General features: G+C 46.9%; 21 protein-coding genes. 8 read left to right on the forward strand and 13 right to left on the reverse strand.

The window, feature by feature from the left end:
* Window positions 1-2: 2 nt before the first annotated feature.
* From rpsA to gyrA, 7 genes are all read right to left on the reverse strand, one after another.
* Window positions 3-1,694, reverse strand: a complete 1,692-nt coding sequence (gene rpsA / locus MED92_RS07410) for a 30S ribosomal protein S1 (RefSeq protein WP_007020904.1) — start codon at window positions 1,692-1,694, stop codon at window positions 3-5.
* Window positions 1,695-1,727: 33 nt separating this feature from the next.
* A complete protein-coding gene (gene cmk / locus MED92_RS07415; RefSeq protein WP_007020905.1) occupies window positions 1,728-2,414 on the reverse strand; it encodes a (d)CMP kinase in 687 nt (228 codons plus the stop codon).
* Window positions 2,414-4,630, reverse strand: coding sequence for a bifunctional prephenate dehydrogenase/3-phosphoshikimate 1-carboxyvinyltransferase (locus MED92_RS07420; protein ID WP_007020906.1), 2,217 nt, complete (start codon window positions 4,628-4,630; stop codon window positions 2,414-2,416). The genes cmk and MED92_RS07420 overlap by 1 nt, the downstream gene beginning before the upstream one ends.
* Entirely contained in the window at window positions 4,627-5,733 is a 1,107-nt protein-coding gene (gene hisC / locus MED92_RS07425) for a histidinol-phosphate transaminase (RefSeq protein ID WP_007020907.1), read from the reverse strand. The genes MED92_RS07420 and hisC overlap by 4 nt, the downstream gene beginning before the upstream one ends.
* A gap of 10 nt (window positions 5,734-5,743) precedes the next feature.
* Window positions 5,744-6,835, reverse strand: coding sequence for a prephenate dehydratase (gene pheA, locus MED92_RS07430; protein ID WP_007020908.1), 1,092 nt, complete (start codon window positions 6,833-6,835; stop codon window positions 5,744-5,746).
* 25 nt (window positions 6,836-6,860) lie between these two features.
* Window positions 6,861-7,940, reverse strand: a complete 1,080-nt coding sequence (serC, locus tag MED92_RS07435; protein WP_007020909.1) for a 3-phosphoserine/phosphohydroxythreonine transaminase — start codon at window positions 7,938-7,940, stop codon at window positions 6,861-6,863.
* Between the two features lie 68 nt (window positions 7,941-8,008).
* The gene (gene gyrA, locus MED92_RS07440; RefSeq protein ID WP_007020910.1) at window positions 8,009-10,609 is read right to left on the reverse strand and encodes a DNA gyrase subunit A; all 2,601 of its coding nucleotides are present in this window, start codon (window positions 10,607-10,609) and stop codon (window positions 8,009-8,011) included.
* A 197-nt stretch (window positions 10,610-10,806) separates the two neighbouring features.
* Here gyrA and ubiG point away from each other — a divergent pair, with 197 nt between their 5' ends.
* From ubiG to MED92_RS07455, 3 genes are read left to right on the forward strand one after another with little or no spacing between them, the layout of a single operon-like run.
* Window positions 10,807-11,532, forward strand: coding sequence for a bifunctional 2-polyprenyl-6-hydroxyphenol methylase/3-demethylubiquinol 3-O-methyltransferase UbiG (gene ubiG, locus MED92_RS07445; RefSeq protein ID WP_007020911.1), 726 nt, complete (start codon window positions 10,807-10,809; stop codon window positions 11,530-11,532).
* Window positions 11,533-12,216 carry an HAD-IA family hydrolase gene (locus MED92_RS07450; protein WP_007020912.1) on the forward strand — a complete coding sequence of 228 codons (684 nt, stop codon included), beginning with the start codon at window positions 11,533-11,535 and terminating at the stop codon, window positions 12,214-12,216. It begins immediately after the preceding gene.
* 14 nt (window positions 12,217-12,230) lie between these two features.
* Window positions 12,231-12,971, forward strand: coding sequence for a YciK family oxidoreductase (locus tag MED92_RS07455; RefSeq protein ID WP_007020913.1), 741 nt, complete (start codon window positions 12,231-12,233; stop codon window positions 12,969-12,971).
* A gap of 68 nt (window positions 12,972-13,039) precedes the next feature.
* Here the strand turns inward: MED92_RS07455 and rluB are convergent, their stop codons facing one another.
* From rluB to MED92_RS07475, 4 genes are all read right to left on the reverse strand, one after another.
* Window positions 13,040-13,870 carry a 23S rRNA pseudouridine(2605) synthase RluB gene (gene rluB / locus MED92_RS07460; RefSeq protein WP_007020914.1) on the reverse strand — a complete coding sequence of 277 codons (831 nt, stop codon included), beginning with the start codon at window positions 13,868-13,870 and terminating at the stop codon, window positions 13,040-13,042.
* 97 nt (window positions 13,871-13,967) lie between these two features.
* A complete protein-coding gene (locus MED92_RS07465; protein WP_007020915.1) occupies window positions 13,968-14,360 on the reverse strand; it encodes an H-NS histone family protein in 393 nt (130 codons plus the stop codon).
* 82 nt (window positions 14,361-14,442) lie between these two features.
* Window positions 14,443-15,060: an L-threonylcarbamoyladenylate synthase gene (locus MED92_RS07470; RefSeq protein WP_007020916.1), complete on the reverse strand. Its 618-nt coding sequence runs from the start codon at window positions 15,058-15,060 to the stop codon at window positions 14,443-14,445.
* A gap of 76 nt (window positions 15,061-15,136) precedes the next feature.
* Window positions 15,137-15,970 (reverse strand): PHP domain-containing protein, encoded by an 834-nt coding sequence (locus MED92_RS07475; RefSeq protein WP_007020917.1) that lies wholly within the window; start codon window positions 15,968-15,970, stop codon window positions 15,137-15,139.
* A 70-nt stretch (window positions 15,971-16,040) separates the two neighbouring features.
* Between MED92_RS07475 and MED92_RS07480 the strand changes: the two genes are divergently transcribed.
* The 4 genes from MED92_RS07480 (at window position 16,041) to MED92_RS07495 (ending at window position 18,227) form a co-directional block, all read left to right on the forward strand.
* Window positions 16,041-16,589, forward strand: a complete 549-nt coding sequence (locus tag MED92_RS07480) for a septation protein A (protein ID WP_007020918.1) — start codon at window positions 16,041-16,043, stop codon at window positions 16,587-16,589.
* Window positions 16,590-16,600: 11 nt separating this feature from the next.
* Entirely contained in the window at window positions 16,601-16,900 is a 300-nt protein-coding gene (locus tag MED92_RS07485) for a YciI family protein (RefSeq protein WP_007020919.1), read from the forward strand.
* 211 nt (window positions 16,901-17,111) lie between these two features.
* Window positions 17,112-17,708 carry an OmpA family protein gene (locus MED92_RS07490; protein ID WP_007020920.1) on the forward strand — a complete coding sequence of 199 codons (597 nt, stop codon included), beginning with the start codon at window positions 17,112-17,114 and terminating at the stop codon, window positions 17,706-17,708.
* Between the two features lie 75 nt (window positions 17,709-17,783).
* Window positions 17,784-18,227 (forward strand): DsrE family protein, encoded by a 444-nt coding sequence (locus tag MED92_RS07495; protein ID WP_007020921.1) that lies wholly within the window; start codon window positions 17,784-17,786, stop codon window positions 18,225-18,227.
* Window positions 18,228-18,292: 65 nt separating this feature from the next.
* Here the strand turns inward: MED92_RS07495 and purL are convergent, their stop codons facing one another.
* A complete protein-coding gene (gene purL / locus MED92_RS07500) occupies window positions 18,293-22,195 on the reverse strand; it encodes a phosphoribosylformylglycinamidine synthase (protein WP_007020922.1) in 3,903 nt (1,300 codons plus the stop codon).
* Window positions 22,196-22,302: 107 nt separating this feature from the next.
* On the opposite strand from purL, the gene mltF reads away from it, so the two are divergent.
* Window positions 22,303-23,781 (forward strand): membrane-bound lytic murein transglycosylase MltF, encoded by a 1,479-nt coding sequence (gene mltF / locus MED92_RS07505; RefSeq protein WP_007020923.1) that lies wholly within the window; start codon window positions 22,303-22,305, stop codon window positions 23,779-23,781.
* Here the strand turns inward: mltF and tadA are convergent.
* Complete coding sequence (gene tadA, locus MED92_RS07510) at window positions 23,778-24,284, reverse strand: tRNA adenosine(34) deaminase TadA (protein WP_007020924.1); 507 nt, start codon at window positions 24,282-24,284, stop codon at window positions 23,778-23,780. The two genes, mltF and tadA, sit on opposite strands and share 4 nt — an antisense overlap.
* Window positions 24,285-24,316 lie beyond the last annotated feature (32 nt).

Raw genomic sequence — 24,316 nt, forward strand, 5'->3', positions numbered from 1 at the left:
GATTACTTGGAGTCGTCATCCTTATTCATCTGCGCTTTGATCAGGTCTCCGATAGTGGTAGGCCCTGAAATAACCGCGTCCGACTGCTGACTTATCTTATCCATCGCTTTCTTCTCCTGCTCGATCTCTAGCTGTTTAATCGAGAGGGTAATAACGCGATTTCGACGATCAATATTTGAAATAACCGCTTCAACTTCGTCACCGACAGTAAAGCGTTCAGACAAATTATCGATACGATCGCGGGAAACATCCGCGATCTTCAAACTAGCTTCGACACCCTCGGCTAACGTAACACTTAAGGCTTTATCTGTGACATTAGATACCTGCCCTTTAACGATCGAACCTTTAGCGTTTACCGATGTGAAATTAACAAATGGATCAGAATCAAGCTGCTTAATACCTAAAGCAATACGTTCACGCTCTGCATCAACCGAAAGCACGACAGCTTCGACTTCATCACCTTTCTTATAGGACTTAACAACTTCTTCACCTGGCTGCTCCCAGGAGAGATCAGAAAGATGAACTAGACCATCAATGCCGCCATCTAACCCGATAAATACCCCAAAATCCGTTATTGAACGAATACTGCCGGTAATTTTATCGCCTTTATCAAACTTACTTGAGAACTCATTCCAAGGGTTCGGCTTGCATTGCTTCATGCCCAGAGAAATACGCCTGCGCTCCATATCGATGTCTAATAACATCACATCGACCATGTCTCCGACCTGAACAACTTTTGATGGGTGAACATTTTTATTGGTCCAATCCATTTCTGATACATGGATAAGCCCTTCAATGCCATTCTCAATCTCAGCGAAACAGCCATAGTCTGTAAGGTTAGTCACTTTGGCCTTCGCCTTAGCACCCACCGTGTAATTTGAAATCAGCTGAGTCCATGGATCTTCGGATAGTTGTTTCATCCCCAAAGAAACGCGATTGCGTTCTTTATCAAAGCGAAGCACCTGAACATCGATCTCTTCACCTACCTTCAACGCTTCGCTAGGGTGCTTAACGCGCTTCCAGGCGATATCGGTTATATGTAGAAGACCATCGACACCACCCAGATCAATAAAGGCACCATAGTCAGTGATATTCTTAACAATCCCTTTAACTTTGAGCCCTTCTTTGAGGTTCGCCAGAAGTTTTTCACGCTCTTCACTATAGGCTGCTTCTAGGACAGCCCGACGCGAGACAACAATATTGTTTCGCTTAGCATCAAGTTTAACTAACTTGAACTCAAGCTCCTGGTTTTCCAGATGGGATGTATCTCTGAGAGGTCTGACATCCACAAGGGAGCCAGGAAGAAATGCATGTATCGTATTGACGTTAACTGTAAAGCCGCCGCGAACCTTACCGGTGATGTTACCTGTGACAATTTCATCGGCTTCGTAGGCTTTTTCCAGCTCAATCCAGGCTTCGGCGCGCTTAGCTTTGTCTCTGGATAGCTGAGTAGTACCAAACCCATCCTCAACCGCTTCCAGCGCGACCTTAACCTCTGAACCAACATCGATGGTCAGATCACCATTTTCATCGAGAAACTGGCTTTTCGGGATAATACCTTCTGATTTGAGCCCCGCATTGACGATGACATAGTCATCTTCAATCGCGACAACCGTTCCGCTAACAATGGCACCTGGCGCCATCTCTAGTTCTTGAAGACTCTCTTCAAAAAGATCAGCAAAGCTTTCGCTCATATCATTATCCCGCTTTCAGTCAGTAAAACGTCTTCAGCGAAGCCCTTTATGCCTCGCTTCATCCATTACAGCGGCAAGGACCTCATCAATCGACATTTTAGTCGTATCGAGAATTACTGCATCCGCCGCGGGCTTAAGAGGAGCAACAGCACGATTCATATCACGATCATCGCGCGCCTGAATATCCTCCAATATAGCCTGAAGACTAGCACCCAGTCCCTTGTTTATCAACTGGTTATAACGACGCACAGCGCGCTCGTCTGCACTGGCATCTAAGTATATTTTTAGCGCAGCTTCGGGAAAAACAACAGTTCCCATGTCACGGCCATCAGCGATTAAACCCGGTTCTTCGGCGAAGGCACGCTGCCTTTCCAGCAAGGCATCTCGCACTTCAGGAATCGCCGCAACGATTGATGCATCTTTGCCAACTGCCTCAGTGCGGATAGCATCGGTCACCTCTTCCCCTTCAAGGACGATCTGAACCGTATCATCTTCAGTGGCAATGAACTGCACATCAAGATGAGCAGCCAATACAACCAGTGCTTCCTTGTCATCTAACTCGACGCCGTGATGGCGTGCAGCCAGACCCACCAGGCGATATAGGGCGCCACTATCCAGCAACCCCCAATCCAGTTCTCTGGCCAGCAGCTGGCAGATTGTTCCTTTACCTGAGCCACTTGGCCCATCCACGGTTATTACGGGGACCTGTCCGTTAGACATCAGCCCTCCTCCTTCTCAACCTGAATACCGGCACTCTTTGCCAGCTCAACAAAACCTGGGAATGACGTCGCTACATTTGCACAGTCATTAATAGTAATGGTATCTGTCGCTCTTAATGATGCAACACAGAAGGACATTGCGATACGGTGGTCGTCATGGCTTTCTACTACACCGCCACCTATGGTACCGCCCTGAATAATCGCACCATCTGGTGTACCTTCAATATCAACACCCAGCGTTTTCAAACCGTCTACCATAGACTGAATACGGTCACTCTCTTTCACTCGTAACTCTTCAGCGCCGCTGACAATAGTTGTACCTTCGGCACAGGCCGCAGCAACAAACAGAGCCGGGAACTCATCGATCGCTAATGGCACCTGATCTTCTGGGATATGAATACCCTTCAAAGGCGCATATTGGATGCGGATATCAGCAACTGGCTCACCACCCACTTCACGCTCATTAAGCAACTCCAGGTTTGCTCCCATCAAGCGAAGAATGTTGATAATACCAATACGAGTTGGGTTGATTCCTACATGCTCAAGTGTCAGATCAGAGCCGGGAGCAATCGCTGCAGCTACCATAAAGAAGGTTGCAGAAGAGATATCAGCAGGGACATCTATTTTCGTCGCATGCAACTGCCCACCCGGGGATACAGCCGCTTGAGCACCTTCCTGTTTCACCGGATAACCGAATCCAGTCAGCATACGCTCAGTGTGGTCTCGCGTTGGAGCAGGCTCAGTGACTGAGGTTTCACCCTCAGCATACAAACCCGCTAGCAGCAGACAAGACTTAACCTGTGCGCTCGCCATAGGCATATCATAGTGAATACCTTTCAATGGCTGACCACCTTTTATCTTCAGCGGTGGACGTCCATTTTCAGCTGTCTCAATTTCAGCCCCCATCAATCGTAATGGATCAGCAACACGACCCATTGGACGTTTTGTCAGGGAAGCATCGCCCGTCAGTTCAGTATCAAACTGCTGAGCTGCTAACAAACCTGACAGCAATCGCATGGAGGTTCCTGAGTTGCCGACATAAAGAGGGCCCGGAGGTGCCTGCAGGCCGTTCAGCCCAACACCATAGATAGTTACATTACCATCAACCGGCCCTTCGATTACCACACCCATATCGCGGAAAGACTGAAGCGTCGCAAGGCTGTCTTCCCCTTCAAGGAAGCCTGAAACTTCAGTTACCCCATCTGCCAGGGAACCCAGCATGATAGAACGATGAGAGATTGATTTGTCACCTGGAACACGGATCTTACCACTAACGCTGCCGCCAGGCTGGGCGCGAAAGGTCACTAATTGATTACTCATATCTTGTGAATATGCTGTACCGGAAAGTATTCTTGAAAAATGTTCTCTTGCAGCGCGGGCCCGGGTGAAAGTCCCAAGCATCGTTTCACTGTCACTGCACTCAATGGCTGTTCTTAAACGGCCTAATCCTGTTATGTATCTGTCTAGCTGGCTAAGCAATGCATCTTTGTTCGCCAGACAGATATCGTGCCACATTGTAGGATCACTACCTGCGATGCGGGTAAAGTCTCTGAACCCACCCGCCGCATAACGAAATATATCGGTGTTATGATCCTGCTCCTGGGCAAGGGTATCGACTAATGAAAAAGCCAGCATATGCGGAAGATGACTCGTCGCGGCCAAAACTTCATCGTGCTTTTCAACGTCCATAACCAGAACTTCAGCACCGGTCGATTCCCATAAATCAGCAAACACATTAACAGCTTCAGATGAAGATTCTGCTAAAGGCGTAAGAATGACTTTATGTTTATCAAACAGCCCTTCATCAGCTGCGGCCACACCGCTTTTCTCCGAGCCCGCTATCGGGTGGCCCGGTACAAAACCCGTTGGAATTGTTTTAAAAACCCGCTTTGCCGCCGCAACAACATTGGCTTTAGTACTGCCAACATCCGTTATTAACGTATCTTCAGCAATGAAAGGCGCAATATCCACCAGCACGGTTTCCATCGCTTTGACGGGTACAGCTAATACAACCAGATCGGCCTCAGACACTGCATCTGCAAGGCTTTCAGCCGCAATGTCTATCACGCCTAATTCTATGCCTACTGAAGTTTCATCAGGGTCACGGTCATAACCAATAATCTGGCCAAACCGGCGGTTAGACCTTAAGGCTTTTGCCAGAGAACCACCGATCAGCCCCAGACCAATGATGAGCGTCTTATTAATTACTTTACTCAAGACTTGTCCACCGCATTCAACAGTGCTTGCATACAGCGTTTGTTCTCTTCAGGCAAACCGATGCTAATTCGTAGGTGTGCAGGCATCGCATAATTACCAACCGGGCGCACAATAACACCCTGCTCAAGCATTGATTGATAAACAGGTAGCGCGTCTTGCTTCAGATCGACAGTTATAAAATTGCCCACCGATGCAATATATTCAAGACCATGCTTAGTCAGCTCTTCTTCAAAGAAAGCCATGCCTTCACTATTAAGCCCAACGGCACGCTCGATGTAATCCTGATCATCCAATACCGCTTCAGCCGCAAGTAAAGCCAGACTGTTCACGTTAAAAGGCTGACGAACACGACTTAAAACATTTGTAATAGCCTGATCCGCCACAGCATAACCAACTCTCAGCCCAGCAAGACCATAAGCTTTAGAAAAGGTGCGAGTAACAATCAGATTCGGATAGCTTCCCAATAGATCCAATCCATCAGGAAATTCAGCTTCACTTACATACTCAGTGTAGGCTTCATCCAAAACGACCAGCACATTTTCCGGCACCTTATCCAGGAACGCTGTTAATTCAGCCTTAGTTAGCCAGGTACCTGTAGGGTTATTTGGATTAGCTATAAAGATAATGCGAGTCTGATTGGTAATAGCCGCAGCCATTGCATCCAGATCATGGCCCCACTCTTTTGCTGGCGTAACAACAGGTGTCGCGTTGGTTGCTTGTGTCACCAGCGGGTAAACCACAAACGCATACTCAGAATAGATAACCTCATCACCTGGTCTGAGATACGCCCTTGCAATCAGTTCCAAAACGTCATTTGAGCCATTGCCCAGTGTTACCTGATCCGCCAAGAAACCAAACTTTTCCGCTAACTTCTGCTTAAGTCTGTAGCCACCACTATCTGGATATAGCGCAAGCCCCTTTAACCCTGAATTTATTGCCGCTTCCGCCTTAGGTGACAATCCCAATGGGTTTTCATTGCTAGCGAGTTTAACGACATCAGTCAAACCAAGCTCACGCTCAAGTTCTTCAGGTGGTTTTCCTGGCAGGTAAGGGTTCAGGTTCTGTACCCCATCTGTTGCCAGGGCTATAAAATCACAGCTCATATAGCTAACCTTAAAGTACCGCTTTTGGGTAGGAACCAAGCACTTTCAGCTCAACGGACTCTTTAGTCAGCTCTGCAAGTGCTTTTTGAACCAGCTTATCTTCGGAATGCCCTTCGAAATCGATGTAGAACAAAGAGTGTTTCGCTGATGTTCTTGTTTCAACACGAGTCAGACTTAGCTCATAACGGTGGAATGGTTCCAACAGTTGATAAAGCGCACCCGGAGCGTCAGGAACAGAGACCAAAATAGATGTCTTATCATCACCACTTGGCCCGACATCCTGATCACCAATAATCAGGAAGCGTGTTGTATTATCAGCCTGGTCTTCAATGTTTTTAACAACTGCATCCAGATCATATAGCTCTGCTGCCATATCTCCTGCGACAGCCGCATAACCATGGCCTTCCTGCATCACAAGACGGGCAGCTTCTGCATTTGAGCTAACAGCCACTTTATCAATATGCGGATAACGAGCATCCAACCAACCACGGCTTTGCGCTAAAGACTGCTCATGTGAGTAGATCTTTGCTATCTCATCCATGCTATCGCCCTTATTGAGCAACAGGTGTAGATGAATAGGTACTTCTACCTCACCACAGATCTTAAGATTGAACTGTTTAAACAGATCAAGGGTATGGTTCACCACACCTTCCGATGAGTTTTCAATGGGAACAACACCGTAATGTGCAGCTCCGGATTGCACTTCTCTGAATACATCCTTCAAGGATTGCATCGGCATATTATGAGCAGAATGGCCAAAGTGCTTCATCGCCGCCTGCTGTGTGAACGTTCCTTCAGGACCCAAGAAAGCCACTCGCATCGGCTCTTCCAAAGCGAGGCAGACAGACATAATTTCACGAAATAGACGCGCAATTTCTTTGTCAGCTAAGGGACCTTCATTACGTTCCATGACTGTACGCAGAACCTGAGCTTCACGCTCTGGACGATAAAATACAGCGCTCTGTTCGCCCTGATATTTCTCTTTAACCTCAGCAACGTTCTGAGCACAACTTGCGCGCTTATTCAGCAATTCGTGAATATTACGATCAATAGTATCGATCTGGTCACGCAGTACGCGTAATTCTTTCTCTTGTTCGCTCATAATGTTCTACTTATTCTGTTTATCTTTAGGCGTGCTCTTTTTCAAATGTTTGCATGAAGTCAATCAATGCATCAACTGCAGCTTCTGGGACTGCGTTGTATATACTGGCACGCATACCACCGACAGAACGGTGACCTTTCAGGTTAAGTAAACCCACTTCTTCTGCCTTCTCAAGGAAAACTTTATCCAGTGCATCATCAGCCAGGGTAAACGGCACATTCATCCAGGAGCGGTTATTAAGCGCCATTGGATTACCGTAAAAATCACTACCATCAATGGCTGCATACAGTTTCTCAGCTTTACGCTGGTTCATTGCAGCCATTGCTTCTACACCGCCCTGGTCTTTAAGCCATTTAAAGACCAGCCCTGCCAGATACCAGCCAAACGTAGGCGGAGTATTCAGCATGGAATCAGCTTCAGCGTGCACTTTGTAGTCAAACATTGTTGGCGCATTTTCAATCACGCCGCCTAGCAGATCTTCTCTAACAATAACGACAGTTAAACCGGCAGGACCGATGTTTTTCTGCGCACCGGCATAGATCAAACCGAACTTATCCACATCGAGTGGGCGCGAAAGAATCGTAGAAGAAAGATCGGCAACCAGAGGCACATCAGACTGTGGAATATAATCGAATTCCAGTCCACCAATGGTTTCATTGGGCGTATAGTGGAGATAAGCAGCTTCAGGATTCAGCTTCAGCTCGTCCTGAGAAGGCACCGCTGTGAACCCATTTGCTTCGCTGCTACCTGCAACATTGACTTCACAATAACGTGCGGCTTCTTTAATGGCCTTTTTCGACCAGATACCTGTATTAATATAATCAGCAGATGATTTGCCACGTAGCAAATTCATTGGAATCATTGAGAACTGAGTCGTTGCTCCTCCTTGGAGGAAAAGCACCTTATAGTTGTCCCCAATTCCCATTAATTCTCGAAGATCTTGCTCTGCGGTTTCAGCAACAGATACAAACTCTTTACTACGGTGGCTCATCTCCATGATGGAGAGCCCTTTTCCGTGCCAATCGAGAAGTTCTTCCTGCGCCTGAGCCAATACCGCATCGGGTAGGCCCGCAGGACCCGCACTGAAATTAAACTTACGTGTCATCTGCCTTAATCACTCTTTCTAAAGCATATAAAAAAGTGCGGCACTTTTGCGCCGCACTTTGTTACTGATTACTCTTCAGCAGGTTCAGCCTGCGCTTCACCCTGTTGCTCGCTCTCTTCACCTTGAAGCAGCTCATCCTCTTCAGGCTCTTCGATACGGGCAACACTCACTAAGCGCTCATCATCCGCAACACGAATCAATGTTACGCCTTGCGTATTTCGACCCAGCTCAGAGATTTCGTCACCACCAGTACGTACCAAGGTACCCTGGTCACTGATCAGCATTACATCATCACCGTCAAATACCTGCACGGCACCTGCCAGAGAACCATTTCGATCAGAACACTGTTGCGCAATCACACCCTGACCACCACGGCCTTTAACCGGGAAGTCATCTACTGCAGTCTTCTTACCGTAGCCATTTTCAGAAGCCGTTAGGATTTTTCCGCCCTCTTGCGGAATAATCAACGAGATGACTTTAACACCGTCATCCATCTTAACGCCTCGAACTCCTCGCGCTGTACGACCCATTGGACGGACATCTTCTTCACGGAAACGCATAGACTTACCAGCGCTGGTCATCAACATGACATCATCTTCACCATTGGTAATTGCCGCACCAATCAGATGATCATCATCCAACAGATCCAATGCAATCAGACCACTCGCACGTGGACGGGAGAAGTTCGTCAGCGCTGTTTTCTTAACAGTACCGGACGCTGTAGCCATGAAGATAAACTTGTCTTCTTCATATCCACCGACAGGAAGAATGGTGCTGATACGTTCCCCTTCATCCAATGGCAGGATATTCACGATAGGACGACCACGAGCGGTACGACTCGCGACAGGAATTTCAAAGACGCGCAACCAATAAACCTTACCCCGATCGGTGAAACAGAGGATGGTATCGTGGGTATTTGCGATCAGCAGATGCTCGATAAAGTCTTCATCTTTAATGGCAGCTGCAGATTTACCTTTACCGCCACGACGCTGAGACTGATAGTCAGTCAATGGCTGAGTTTTCGCATAACCACCATGAGAGATGGTTACCACCATATCCTCTTCAGTAATCAGGTCAGCAACTGTCAGATCTTTACGGGAAGCAGTGATTTCCGTTCGACGTTCATCACCATACTCTTCCAGAATCGCCTCCAGCTCTTCACGAATAACTTCCATCAGGCGCTCGTGTGAGCCAAGAATTTTCAGCAACTCAGCAATACGCTCAAGCAGCTCTTTATATTCCGCGATCAGTTTTTCATGTTCAAGACCGGTCAGACGATGCAGACGCAGCTCAAGAATAGCCTGAGCCTGAGCAGGGGAAAGATTATACTTACCTTCACGAAGTCCGTACTGCTCTTCCAGATCTTCAGGGCGACAAGCATCTTCACCTGCACGCTCCAGCATCTGTATTACATCACCAGGCGTCCAGGCTTCTGCGATAAGACGCTCTTTCGCTTCCGCTGGTGTTGGAGATGTTTTGATCAGTTCAATAACCGGATCAATATTTGCCAGCGCTACCGCTAAACCTTCCAGGATATGACCGCGCTCGCGTGCCTTACGCAGCAAGTAAACCGTACGACGAGTTACTACTTCACGACGATGGCGAATGAAGCATTCCAGCGCAGTTTTAAGATCCAGAATCTTAGGCTGACCATCAACAAGGGCAACCATGTTGATACCGAAAACCGATTCCATCTGTGTCTGAGCAAACAGGTTATTGATAACCACATCAGGCATTTCGCCACGACGTAGCTCGATAACAATTCGCATACCGTCTTTGTCAGACTCGTCGCGAAGCTCTGTAATACCTTCAATCTTCTTATCTTTAACCAGCTCAGCGATCTTTTCGATCAAGCGAGCTTTGTTCAGCTGATAAGGGATCTCAGTGATAATCAGTGACGCCTTGCCACTCTTCTGATCTTCCTCTACATGGTGTTTAGCACGCACATAGATACGACCACGCCCTGTGCGGTATGCCTGCAGGATACCGGCGCGACCATTAATGATACCGCCTGTTGGGAAATCCGGACCTGGAATAAACTCCATCAGGTCATCAACAGACAGATCTGAATTTTCAATTAGCGCAATACAACCGCGAACAACTTCAGATAAGTTGTGGGGCGGAATATTGGTTGCCATACCTACCGCAATACCGGAGGAGCCATTCACCAAAAGGTTTGGCACACGGTTAGGTAAAACCGCTGGAATTTTCTCAGTACCATCGTAGTTGTCTACGAAATCGACCGTTTCTTTCTCCAGATCGGCCAGTAGCTCATGCGAAATCTTATCCATGCGGATCTCGGTGTATCGCATCGCCGCGGCCGAGTCACCGTCGATGGAACCGAAGTTACCCTGACCATCAACCAGGGTGTAACGCATGGAAAAGTCTTGCGCCATTCGTACGATAGTATCGTAAACCGCGCTATCGCCATGCGGATGGTATTTACCGATTACATCCCCAACCACACGGGCCGATTTCTTATATGCTTTATTCCAATCGTTGCCCAGCTCATTCATCGCAAATAGCACACGACGATGCACCGGTTTTAGGCCGTCTCTCGCATCTGGTAACGCACGACCTACGATTACGCTCATCGCGTAATCAAGGTATGACTGCTTCAGTTCATCTTCGATGTTAACTGGCAGGATTTCTTTGGCTAAATCACCCATTCCCTATCCTTGAATCACTCTCACAACGGAAGGTTTCCGCGGATATTTTTAACCGACGGAGTATATCACAATTCAAGCGAGAGAATCCTGAAAAAATAAGCGCTTAAGTAATTAAAATCCTAGATACATTCAGAACTGTTTCAGATCCCCTTTGGAGTGTTAGAATGTCAGCAAAATTATATGCTTAATGATCGATCATGACTCAGTCTGAAAATACGTCTAAACAGAACATTGATCCGGAAGAGATCGCTAAATTTGAAGAACTTGCCAGCAAATGGTGGGATCGCAACAGTGAATTCAAACCACTGCATGACATCAACCCTCTCAGGGTTGGCTTTATCGACAAGATTGCCAGCCTGTCCGGAAAACGTGTTTTAGATGTGGGTTGCGGCGGAGGCATTCTCTCTGAATCGATGGCCCAACGGGGCGCCGAGGTCACCGGCATCGACATGGGTGCAGCCCCTCTTAAAGTAGCCAAGCTTCACGGCCTTGAGAGCGGCGTAAATGTCACTTACAAGCAGATCACAGTTGAAGAACTCGCTGCAGAAGAGCCTGAATCCTATGATGTTGTTACCTGTATGGAGATGCTGGAGCACGTACCCGATCCATCTTCGATCGTTGCGGCATGTGCCAGACTCTGCAAACCAGGCGGCCAGGCTTTTTTCTCTACACTGAACCGCAATCCTAAGAGCTACCTGTTTGCGATTCTCGGTGCCGAGAAGGTACTTAAACTCGTACCTGAAGGCACACATGACTTTAAAAAGTTTATTCGCCCCTCAGAGCTAGGCAACTGGATTCGACAAAGCGGCCTTAAGAACACTGAAATTTGCGGCATGACATACAACCCGGTTACCAAGACATACAGCCTTCACCCAACCGATGTTGATGTGAACTATATGATCGCAACCGAGAAGCCTGAGTAAATGAATCACCTGTCCGCTTCCGTTTTGTTTGATCTTGACGGCACACTGATCGATACGGCGCCTGACTTCCACGCGGTAATCAACCTACTGCTAAAAGAAGAAGGGCTGCCCGAAGTCAGCTACGAGTTTTTACGCCAACATGTATCAAATGGCGCCCGAGCCATGATTGCCGCATCATTCGAGCTAGCGGAGGGAGATGAGCGCTTTACCCGTCTTCACAAACGCATGCTGGAGATCTACCTCTCTCATCTGGATAAAGAGAGCAAATTGTTCCCCGGCATTGCCGATACACTAGTTTGGCTAAACGACAATAAAATCCCATGGGGTGTCGTAACCAATAAGCCTGAGCTTTACACGATCCCGGTACTTCGCGGACTAGGCATTATTGATCAGGCACAAAGCATCATTTGCCCGGACCATGTTGAAAATAGAAAGCCCCACCCTGAGCCTTTATTCCTTGCCTGCAAACAGCTCGACAAGATACCTGAACATAGCGTTTATGTAGGTGATCATGTCAGGGACATTGAAGCAGGAAATCGAGCAGGTATGGTGACTATTGGCGCCAGTTACGGCTATCTCAATGACGGCGAAGACCCTATCTCCTGGCAGGCGGATCACTACATTGAATGTGCAACAGAGCTTAAGCCCCTGCTACAATCCATATACAAAGATATTGCTTCTTAATCAGGAACAGAAACATGTTTGAGTACCAGGCACCTGAAAATCTTCTAAAAGACAGAATCATTCTGGTAACCGGCGCCGGCGACGGCATTGGCCGCGTAGCAGCAAAGACTTTTGCCGCCCATGGCGCAACCGTCATTCTATTAGGTCGCACGCTGGAAAAATTAGAGCATGTTTATGATGAAATCGAAGCGGCTGGTCATCCTCAACCAGCGCTGGTTCCGCTGAATCTGGAAAGCGCACAAGAGCACGATTTTATCGAGCTGACCAACACTCTGGAACAGGAGTTCGGCCGAATCGATGGCATTCTTCACAACGCCAGTCTTTTGGGCGTTCGCACACCGATTGAGTCATATGACCCGGTAATCTGGCAACAAGTTATGCAGGTGAATGTTAACGCACCTTTCATGCTAACCCAGATCCTTATGCCTTTATTAGAAAACTCTGAGAACCCATCGATTGTTTTCACCTCATCCAGCGTAGGCAGAAAAAGCAAAGCCTACTGGGGTGCTTATGCAGTATCGAAGTTTGCAACCGAAGGCCTGATGCAGACTCTGGCAGATGAACTCAGCAACATAAGCAAAATCCGAGTCAACTGCATCAACCCAGGTGCCACCCGCACGCAGATGCGCGCAGATGCTTACCCTGGCGAGGACCCTTCTACCGTGGCAGCCCCAGAAGATATTATGCCACTGTACTTATACCTTATGGGATCAGACAGCCAGGAAACTCACGGGCAATCACTTGACGCCCAATAAGCTGGGAGCACCACTCCCTGAATTCCGGACATAAAAAAACAGCCAGATGGCTGTTTTTTTATGCCTGATTAATTACCTTCCTGACGGCGGGCTTTCTGCTTTTTAAAACGACGCTGATATTTTTGCTTTTCATCAGCTGTCATTTTAGGCGCTCGTTTAGGCTTCAGTTCCAGCATTTTAGAAAGCGAGTTAACCTCTTTAACAGTTAATTCTTTCCACGTACCGGAACGCACATCACTCGGCAGAAACAGAGGCCCGAAGCGAACTCGCTTCAAGCGGTTAACCTGTATTTCCTGCGATTCCCAAAGCCGACGCACCTCTCGGTTACGCCCTTCCATAACAACACAGTGATACCATTTGTTCGCGCCTTCACCATCAAAGAACTGAACATCCGTAAAGCGCGCCATTCCATCTTCAAGCAACACTCCATCCTTCAAACGCTGAAGCATTGCCTCATCAACATCACCCAGCACGCGTACAGCATATTCCCTGTCAATCTGAGCGGAAGGGTGCATCAACGCATTGGCCAACTCACCATCCGTCGTGAACAGCAACAATCCCGACGTGTTGATATCCAAGCGACCAATAGCGATCCAACGCCCCTCTTTAAGTGGCGGCAGATGACGAAAAACCGTAGGCCTGCCTTCCGGGTCATGCCGTGTGCAGATTTCACCAACAGGCTTGTTATAGATCAGCACCCTTCTCTCGGCCTGATTATCAAAAATCAGTGGCGTTTTACGACCATCCACTTCGACCTGATCACCTTCAGAGATTCTATCTCCCAACGTGGCAACCTGACCATTAACCTGAACTCGACCCTCTTTGATCCAACGCTCCATCTCACGACGTGAGCCTACACCGGAGCGCGCCAGAACCTTATGTAACTTTTCATCTGCCATTTGACGCACCATAGACATTAAGCTGAGTATTTATCAGCGATAAAATAAAAAAGCCCTTTCAAAAGAAAGGGCTCTATAAACGAATAGATCTCATATTTTAAATGAGACAATCGTCCTTAGTAAATCCTTTATCGAAATAAGCCTGGAATGCTAACGGTGTACGACCACGGCCGGACCACTCATGCTCATTCCCTTCATCATCAACAATTCGATACTTAGGCTGAACCTTTTTCTTAGGCGCAGCTGTTTCACCAATCAGACTCATCAAATCATTAATATCAACGCCTGCATCCTGCATACTTTGACGAATCGATTCAATTTTCGCAGCTTTTTCCTGCTCAGCCGCTAAAACAGCCTCTTCTTCAGCTCGCTTATCTTCCGTGATTACAGTCAAATCAGAAATAACTTTTTCTAACTCTGCCACTGATAAATCATGACATTGTTTACGTAGCGAATTTTTACGCGTTAGAATTTTTAGAAAATCAGACATTTCCACACTCACCGATAATAAATAAACAGACACATGATGCTATAAAGATATATTAATCAAGAAATATGTAAAGCCAACTTAATTAAAAATCAGATACATCACCTGCGCCTTCACGAATAATTTCAGGCGTTTCTTCAACTAAATTAATTACACTTGTAGCTTCCATTCCGCAATAACCACCATCAATTACAAGATCGACTTGATGCTGAAGTAGCTCGCGCATTTCATATGGATCCATTAAAGGCATCTCTTCCCCTGGCATTATTAGAGAAGTACTCATTATTGGCTCACCTAAAGCTTCTGTTAATGCCAGCGCAATCGGATTATCAGGGATCCTGATTCCGATCGTTCTCCTTTTGGGATGAAGCAATCTTCTTGGAACTTCGGAGGTAGCCTTTAGAATAAAAGTATAAGCGCCTGGGGTATGTGACTTCAAAAGACGATAACAGCTATTATCAACCTTCGCATAAGTACTTATTTCACTCAGATCACGACACACCAGAGTAAAGTTGTGCTTATCATCCAACTGTCTAATTCGCTTAATCTTTTCAAGCGCCGACTTATCTCCCAGATGGCAGCCTAGCGCATAGGCGCAATCCGTAGGATAAATAACAACCCCACCACGATTAATAATTTCTACCGCTTGATTAATCAAACGCTGCTGTGGGTTTTCAGGATGGATCTGGAAAAACTGACTCACAATTAAAAGCCTTATTAAAGCAGAAGAGTTTTAATTTTAACTCAATTCAGCTGATTTTCGTATAACCTGGCATTTTTTAGAGCAGATAATTGAGCACATGATTTTCCTGGCCTTTCAAAGGCGGGTATTTACCCAAATCGGTCCAACCATTAGACGGCGTGTGAAAATCACTTCCCGCCGAGACCATTAATCTGTTTTCAGCTGCAATTCTTAATAAATGAAATTGATGATCAGGGGTTGCACCCGGGTAAGATATTTCTATTCCATCCCCACCAATGGATACAAAGTCCGCAACCAGTGCTCTGATTTTGGTGAATGTCATTTTATACTTTGTCGGATGCGCTATAACGGATACGCCACCTGCTCGCTTAATAACTGAAACAGCCTCTTCAATAGATGGCCATTCCATTTTCACATCCCCGCGCTTACCCGCTCCCAGATACTTTTTGAAAGCCTGCTGCTCGTTAGCAACAAGACCCTTTTCAACCATTGCGCGGGCATAGTGAGGCCGCCCCACCACACCATTTCCAGCAAGCTTTTGTGCATCGTCATATAAATCAGGCAAACCCAGCTTCACCATTCTTTGCGCGATAGCCTGTGAACGAGCAACACGAAGCTCATTAATTCTCGCCAAATAAGCATTTAGTTCCGATGAACCAGAGTCAAACCCCAAACCAACCAGATGAATAACCCGACCATTCCACAGGCAGGTTAATTCAGTCCCCGGGATAATCTTTATTCCTTCATCGGAATAGCGCTCTATTTCCCTTACACCCTGAACCGTATCATGATCAGTTAATGCCAGGATTTTAATATCCCTACTTCGGGCCCGCTCTAACAATTCTAATGGGGCCAGCGCACCATCAGAGGCCGTAGAATGGCAATGTAAGTCGTAACTTGGTAAATCCATAAGGTTTCACTGTTTATATAAAGTCGCTTCGAACTTATACTTTACTTTTCATCCACTGATTGCAACGAACATGAAGCTTTTATTAGATTTTTTACCGATTATTATTTTCTTTGCTGTTTATAAAACAACAAATGACATTATTTTAGCGACAGCTATCTTGATTCCAGCGACACTTCTCCAGATGCTTTACACTTGGTTCAAGACCCACAAGATTGAAAAAATGCAGCTGGTCACACTTGTCCTTGTCGTGCTACTAGGTGGAGCGACCGTTCTATTTCAGGATAAGACCTTCATCCAGTGGAAGCCCACTATTGTAAATTGGTTATTTGGTATTGCCTTTTTGGGCAGCCAGTTCATTGGCGAAAAGACCATTGTAGAAAGGCTTATGGGAGGAAGCATTTCCATGCCTGCATTTGCCTGGAAAAAACTTAACATAGCCTGGGTAATCTTCTTTATCGTCCTGGGTATTGTGAACCTTTTTGTAGCCTATACGTTTAGTGAAGAAATCTGGGTAGAATTTAAACTCTTTGGCATGCTTGGCCTAACACTTGTCTTTGTGATCGCGCAGGGGTTTTACCTTTCGCGACACATGGAAAATACCGAACAGAACGAAAAATAAAGGGAATACACGTGTATTACGCAATTATCTCTGAAGATATAGAGAACAGTCTGGAAAAACGCCTGGCAGCTCGTCCGGATCACCTGGCCCGTTTACAGCAACTCAATGAAGAGGGGCGTTTACTGATAGCCGGCCCGCACCCTGCTATCGATAGCGAAGACCCGGGTGCCGCTGGTTTTACCGGCAGTTTAGTTGTTGCTGAATTCAATTCCCTTGAAGATGCTCAAAGCTGGGCTGACGCAGACCCATATATTGATGCTGGCGTATACGCAAAGGTTGTCGTTAAACCCTATAAAAAAGTTTTGCCATAACTGCGGGTAAAAAACCGAGACCAAAGGCTAAGAGCAGTCTTGTAAAGGTATGCAGTAAACTTTATTAGAAAGTACTTATATAGAGTTTTTTAGTTATTTCTAAAGAATTTTACTGCTGTTTACCTTAGGTTCAGGTAAGAAGAGTTGTAATAAACTCATTATCTCTTATTATTCTAAAATACAGAACCCAATCGTATTAAGGACAGCAAATATGAAAAAATTAGCAATCGCTTCAGGCCTAGTATTGGCTATGGGCATGGCAACTGGCGCTCAGGCTCACCCAGAAAACAACGGCTACTGGGACGAGTCTCCACATCAGACTGTATGGACGAACAGTGCAGGCGAATGCTGGCGTCATGGTTTTTGGAACGATAGCAATACTGTTGAGGGCTGTGACGGCTATAAAGCCCCAGCTGCTCCAGAAGCTCCAGCTCCAGCTCCAAAGCCAATGGCTAAGAGCGTAGTAGAGAAGCACATCGTATACTTCGATTTTGACAGCTCTAATCCTGGCGATGTAAGCGACATTGCGGATTACATCAAGTCACTGAAAGAAGTAAACAGCGTAAACCTGGTTGGTCACGCTGACCGTATTGGTGCAAGCGCATACAATGACGCACTGTCTCAGAAGCGCGTAAACGCAGTTTCTGATGCTCTACAGGGTGCAGGCGTTAGCGGTTCTGCTATCAGCACTGGTTACATGGGTGAAAACGCGCCAGCTAAGTCTTGTGACGGCCAGCGTGGTACTAACCTGATCGATTGCCTACGCGCTAACCGTCGTGTAGAAGTTGAGATCTCTGGTAAAAAATAACCGATAAAGTCACTAAGGCTTTATTGTTTATCAGGGCGTTCTTTTGAACGCCCTTTTAATTTAAGGATAAGGCTAATGGCACATTCACTAAAGCGCATTCTGTTACTACCTTTCTTACTCTTAACCTTCCTTTCCGGATCGGTTATTGCCGACGAATACCAAGAACAAAAAGTCGTTTACCACATCAACTACGAAGAACCGAAGCGCATCTCCGCGACCTTTGCGAATATGGCGAACCATATCAACCAGCTAGGTGAAGGCAGAGTAACCATTAAAGCTGTTGTTCACGGCCCGGCAATTAAGTATTTCCTCGAGGCAAGCGAAGATGAAGCTAAGCAGACAGCCATCGACTCCCTTCGCCTCAATGATGTGCAATTTATCATTTGCGGTAACAGCCTGGACGGTTTCAAAATTACCCATGAAGACCTGTATGAAGTCGAAGCTGAGGATGTTGTTCAAGCAGGACTACCCGAAATAATCCACCTGCAGCAACAAGGCTACTTTTACGTACGACCGTAACTCCAAATTACCAAACAATAAAAAAGGTGGCCTAAGCCACCTTTTTTTATCTTGCAACACGCGGGTTACTTAACCCAAGCACGTGCATTACGGAACATACGCATCCACGCACCATCTTCTGCCCATTCATCCGGCGCCCAACTGTTAGTAACAGCTCGGAACACACGCTCAGGATGCGGCATCATAATAGTAACTCGACCATCTGTGGTTGTTACCCCAGTAATACCCGCTGGTGAACCATTCGGGTTAGCCGGATACATTTCAGTAGGCTGGCCATAGTTATCCACATAACGAAGTGCAACAGTACCCGATGACTTCAGGCCAGACAGGTGAGCTTCGTCCTTAAACTCCGCACGACCCTCTCCATGCGCCACTGCGATTGGCATACGAGAGCCAGCCATACCCTGCAGGAACACAGATTTAGATTCCTGAACTTCAACCATCGCGACACGCGCTTCAAATTGCTCAGATACATTGCGCACAAAGTGCGGCCACATTTCTGAACCAGGAATCAGCTCATGCAGGTTAGACAACATCTGACAGCCGTTACAGATACCTAATGCAAAGGTATCTTCACGATTGAAGAAAGCCTGGAACTGATCACGCGCTCGAGCATTAAACAGGATTGACTTAGCCCAACCCTCACCCGCACCCAGTACGTCACCGTAAGAGAAACCACCGCAAGCGACCAGGCCTTTGAATTGATCCAGCTCAACACGACCAGACAGGATATCACTCATGTGAACATCAACCGCCGCGAAGCCTGCGCGATCAAATGCTGCACCCATCTCGATCTGACCGTTAACACCCTGCTCACGAACAATGGCCATTTGTGGTCGTACGCCAGTTTGAATAAACGGCGCCGCCACATCGTCATTCTGATCGAAGGTCAACTCAGCATGCAGACCTGGGTCTTCTTTGTCCAGAATGCGATCAAATTCCTGCTGAGCACACTCCGAATTATCACGCAGTGATTGAATCTGGTAAGAGGTCTCAGCCCACCAGCGCTGTAGCTGGACGCGTGATTCTGAATACACTTCTTCTTCATCGAAGTGGAAACGGATTTCATCATCAGGATTCAGCGAACCAATAACCTGAGCCACATCACCCAGACCAGCCGCATTCAGCTCTGTCAGGACAGTTTCCAGATCATCACGCTTAACCTGAACAACGGCGCCCAGTTCTTCAGCAAACAGCGCCGCAGCCAGTTCAGACTCTTCACCCGCAAGCATATCCAGGTTGATATCAACACCAGACTTACCTGCAAATGCCATTTCAGCAACAGTAGTAAACAAACCACCATCTGCACGGTCATGATAAGCCAGGATTAACCCCTGCTCATTCAATTCCTGAATAGCTGCAAAGAAGGCAACCAGTTGCTCAGGCTGATCAACGTCCGGTACATCCTGACCTACTTCATTGTAAACCTGCGCTAGTGCAGATAGGCCAATACGGTTCTTACCATTACCCAGATCTAAAAGAACAAGATCTGTTTCACCTTGATCTGTACGCAACTGAGGAGTGATCGTTTTACGCGTATCTGTAACCGGCGCAAAGCCAGAGATAATCAGAGACATTGGCGCTGTGACTGACTTCTGCTCACCCTCATCGTCCCAAACAGTACGCATAGACATTGAGTCTTTACCTACTGGGATTGTGATCCCCAGCTGTGGACATAGCTCCATACCCACAGCCTTAACTGTATCGTATAACTTTTCATCCTCGCCTGGATGACCTGCTGCACACATCCAGTTTGCAGACAGTTTAATATCTTTGATCTCAGAGATACGTGCTGATGCCATATTAGTGATCGTCTCACCAATCGCCATACGTCCAGACGCAGGTGAATCAACCAAAGCCAGCGGTGTACGCTCACCCATAGCCATCGCTTCACCAGCATAGGTATCGTAAGCAGCAGTCGTTACCGCACAGTTAGCTACTGGAACCTGCCACGGACCAACCATCTGATCACGTGCCACTTGACCGGTAATCGAACGGTCACCGATCGTAATCAAGAATGATTTAGACGCAACCGCAGGCAATTTCATTACGCGCTCAGCTGCATCTTTCAGATCGATGGATGCGGTATCGAATTCTGCAACCTGGTAGCTCTTGCGCTCGACAGAACGATGCATTTTTGGTGGCTTACCAAACAACACGCTCATCGGTAGATCAACTGGCTTGTTCTCGAAGTGTGTATCACCCAATGTCAGGTGCATCTCTTCAATCGCTTCACCGACAACAGCATAAGGGCAACGTTCACGTTCACAGATCGCTTCAAAACGAGCCATATCTGCTGGAGCTACGGCCATAACGTAACGTTCTTGCGCCTCATTACACCAGATAGCCAGCGGAGACATACCAGGCTCATCATTATTCACATTACGCAGCTCAAAATTTGCACCGCGATTACCATCCCCTACCAATTCAGGGAAAGCATTGGACAAACCACCCGCACCTACATCATGGATAAATGCAATAGGGTTCTCGTCACCCAGTTGCCAGCATTGATCGATTACTTCCTGACAACGACGTTCCAACTCAGGGTTGTCACGCTGTACTGATGCAAAATCAAGGTCAGCCGTAGAAGAACCAGACGTCATGGAAGAGGCAGCACCACCACCCAGACCAATCTGCATAGCAGGACCACCCAGGCAGATCAGCTTCGCGCCAACCGGAATTTCACCCTTCTCAACATGCTCATCACGGATATTACCCAGACCACCGGCGATCATAATGGGTTTGTGGTAACCACGAACTTCCTCACCTGCCGCGCCATTAACTTTCTGCTCAAATGTACGGAAGTAACCTGTAAGGGCAGGACGGCCAAATTCGTTATTGAACGCAGCACCGCCAATTGGGCCTTCCAACATAATATCCAGGGGCGTCACAATACGATCAGGTTTACCGTATTTAGATTCCCAAGGCTGCTCAAAACCAGGGATATTCAAATCAGAAACAGTGAAACCTGTCAGACCCGCTTTCGGTTTTGAACCTTTACCCGTCGCACCTTCATCACGAATTTCACCACCGGAGCCTGTAGCCGCACCTGAATGAGGGGCGATAGCTGTTGGGTGGTTATGCGTCTCAACTTTCATCAGGATCTGAATATCTTCCTGATTGTAGCTGTACTCTTTAGAATCTGGTTTCGGGAAGAAACGCCCTGCTTTGGAGCCAACCATCACCGCAGCATTGTCTTTATACGCAGAAAGAACGTTTTCACCGCCCATTTCATTTGTATTACGAATCATGGCAAACAGCGACTTCTCCTGTGCTTCGCCATCAATATCCCATGATGCGTTAAATATTTTATGACGACAGTGCTCTGAGTTTGCCTGAGCAAACATCATCAGTTCAACGTCAGTCGGATTTCTATCAAGCTCAACGAAGCTAGCTACCAGATAGTCAATCTCGTCTTCCGCCAGTGCCAGCCCCAAGTTAGTATTCGCGCTGACCAGTGCTTCACGGCCACCGCCCAGAATATCAACTGTGGTTAGCGGCTTAGGCTCTTCTTCCGAGAAAAGCTTTTCTGCCTCATCTATACTTGGCAATACAGCTTCTACCATACGGTCATGAAGTTCTGCGGTAATTTGCTGACAAGCTTCGTCAGACAATTCACCGGATACTTCTACATAGTATGCAATACCGCGCTCCAGGCGCTTGATTGCATCTAGGCCACAGTTATGTGCGATATCAGTTGCTTTTGAAGACCAAGGTGAGATCGTGCCCGGGCGAGGTACAACCAGGAACAGTTTTCCATTAGGTTCTTTGGCTTCTGCTTTAGGTCCGTAACGTAGAATACGTTCAAGAACTTGGGTCTGTTCTTCCGATAATGCTTGAGACAAATCGGAAAAGTGCATAAATTCAGCATACAGGCCAGTGACGGCTGAAACTTTAGACTGAATACCAGAAAGTAGCTTTTCGTGACGAAAAGCGGAAAGAGCAGGTGCTCCGCGCAGTGCCAGCATCTCGAATAGAGCCTCTAGATAGCTACCCAGTTGGGCAGTAGTTACAGGAGAAATATAGGTTGTGAATTTTACCGAAACAGCCTGTTGGATACCAGAAAAGCAGTAATATGTTTGATATTTGTCGTAAAAAGAATTCTTCATACCTTCTGGCTGCCTTAATCCTGTTATCGATTCCGGCGCTTACAAGCTGGAATAACAAGACGCAACTGGATGGCATAGTCGAATCTGGTAGTCTGAAGTTCGTTACCAGAAACTCCCCAAATACCTATTTTATCGATAAAGGGGAGCCCGCTGGGTTTGAGTATGAACTCGCCAAAGCCTATGCTGACTATCTGAATGTCAATCTCAAGCTGGTTCTACCCGATACATTTGGCTCTATATTCCCTACCATTCTTAATCGCAAAGGACACCTTGCCGGGGCAATGCTGACGGCCACTTCAGAAAGGCAGCAAACATTCGAATTCACCCCTCCCTACCTTCATACCACCACAGCAGTAATCTATCGAAAAATACAGGGTGTACCAGGCCCCAAGAATTTAGAGGACTTGATAAAAAAAGATAAAAAGCTTGTTGTCATTGCCAACAGCAGCCACGTTGAGCTGCTAAAAAAACTAAAAGATACCCACCCTGATCTTAACTGGGAAGAAACCAATGAACACACCGCTGTAGAACTACTCGAACGCGTTCATAACAAAGAAATTGATTACACCATCACTGACGCTATCGCTTTTGATAGCCAAAAGTCATTTTTTCCCGGCCTAACCAAAGCTTTTGATCTGGATAAACCGCAACCTCTTGCCTGGATGTTCGCACCTAACGAAGACCAATCGCTAAAAACATCGTTGAATGACTTTATGGCATTGGAGTCAACCAAGTCGCTGATGATCGATCTGCACCAGAAATATTTTAACCGCACCAACCCTTTTGGCTTCTATGATACTGCCGCTTTCAAAGAAGACATGCAGACACGTTTCCCTAAAATTCAGCAGTACTTCATGATGGCTGAACAGGAAACGGATATAGATTGGCAATTACTCGCCGCCATTGCCTATCAAGAGTCACACTGGGATCCCAAAGCCGTTTCGCCCACAGGGGTAAAAGGGATCATGATGCTCACCAATGCAGCAGCAAAAGAGGTCGGCGTTACCGACAGGACAGACCCTGTTCAGAGTATTATTGGTGGCGCTCACTATCTCGTCATAGTGAAGAAGAAAATTCCTGAGAGGATTAAAGAACCCGATCATACCTGGTTTGCCCTAGCGGGATACAATGTTGGATACGGGCACCTTGAAGATGCCCGTGTATTAACGACCCGTGCAGGTAAAAACCCAGACAAATGGGAAGATGTAAGACAGTTTTTACCCCTTCTGACTCAGCACAAACACTACAGCACCGTAAGATACGGCTATGCCCGAGGCTACGAGCCCGTTCATTACGTGAGTAATATTCGTAAATACATGGAACTTCTTAGCTGGGAGATCCAGCTGATGCAGGCAAAAAGAAGGGATGAAAAAGCGGATATGGATCCTGATCATGAAAGCTGGGATAGCACCACAGTGGTCGATGATTTATTCCCTGATTTTTAATTTGATTCCAGACTCTTTGCCGCACGTTTCGCTGCTTTTTTTTCATCACGGCGACGCTGGAAGAAAGCACTGATTTTCTTGCTACACCTTTCCGCCAAAACACCCCGTGTTATTTCGACATCATGGTTAATCCAGGGCTGCGAAAACAACTGACAATTACTATCTACAGCCCCTGATTTAGCTTCAGTCGCACCATAAATAACCCGCTTAATTCGTGCATGCACTATCGCCCCAGAACACATAGTGCAAGGCTCAATAGTGACAAATAACTCAGCCCCAACCAGTCGATAATTACCTACTTTTTGGGCTGCAGCGCGCAACGCCATCATCTCCGCATGGGCAGTAGGATCATTACCACTAATAGGATGATTCCACCCCTCTCCTACAACTTCACCATCAAGCACGACAAGCGCACCGACTGGCACTTCATTCAGTTGCTCCGCTCGATCGGCCAGCTCTAGTGCCCGCTCCATCCAATGCAGATCTGTCTTACTGGTATCCAAAATCAAACCTACTTTAAAAAACTAAAAAGCCT

This window comes from Neptuniibacter caesariensis (genome assembly GCF_000153345.1).
GTDB classification, from domain to species: domain Bacteria; phylum Pseudomonadota; class Gammaproteobacteria; order Pseudomonadales; family Balneatricaceae; genus Neptuniibacter; species Neptuniibacter caesariensis.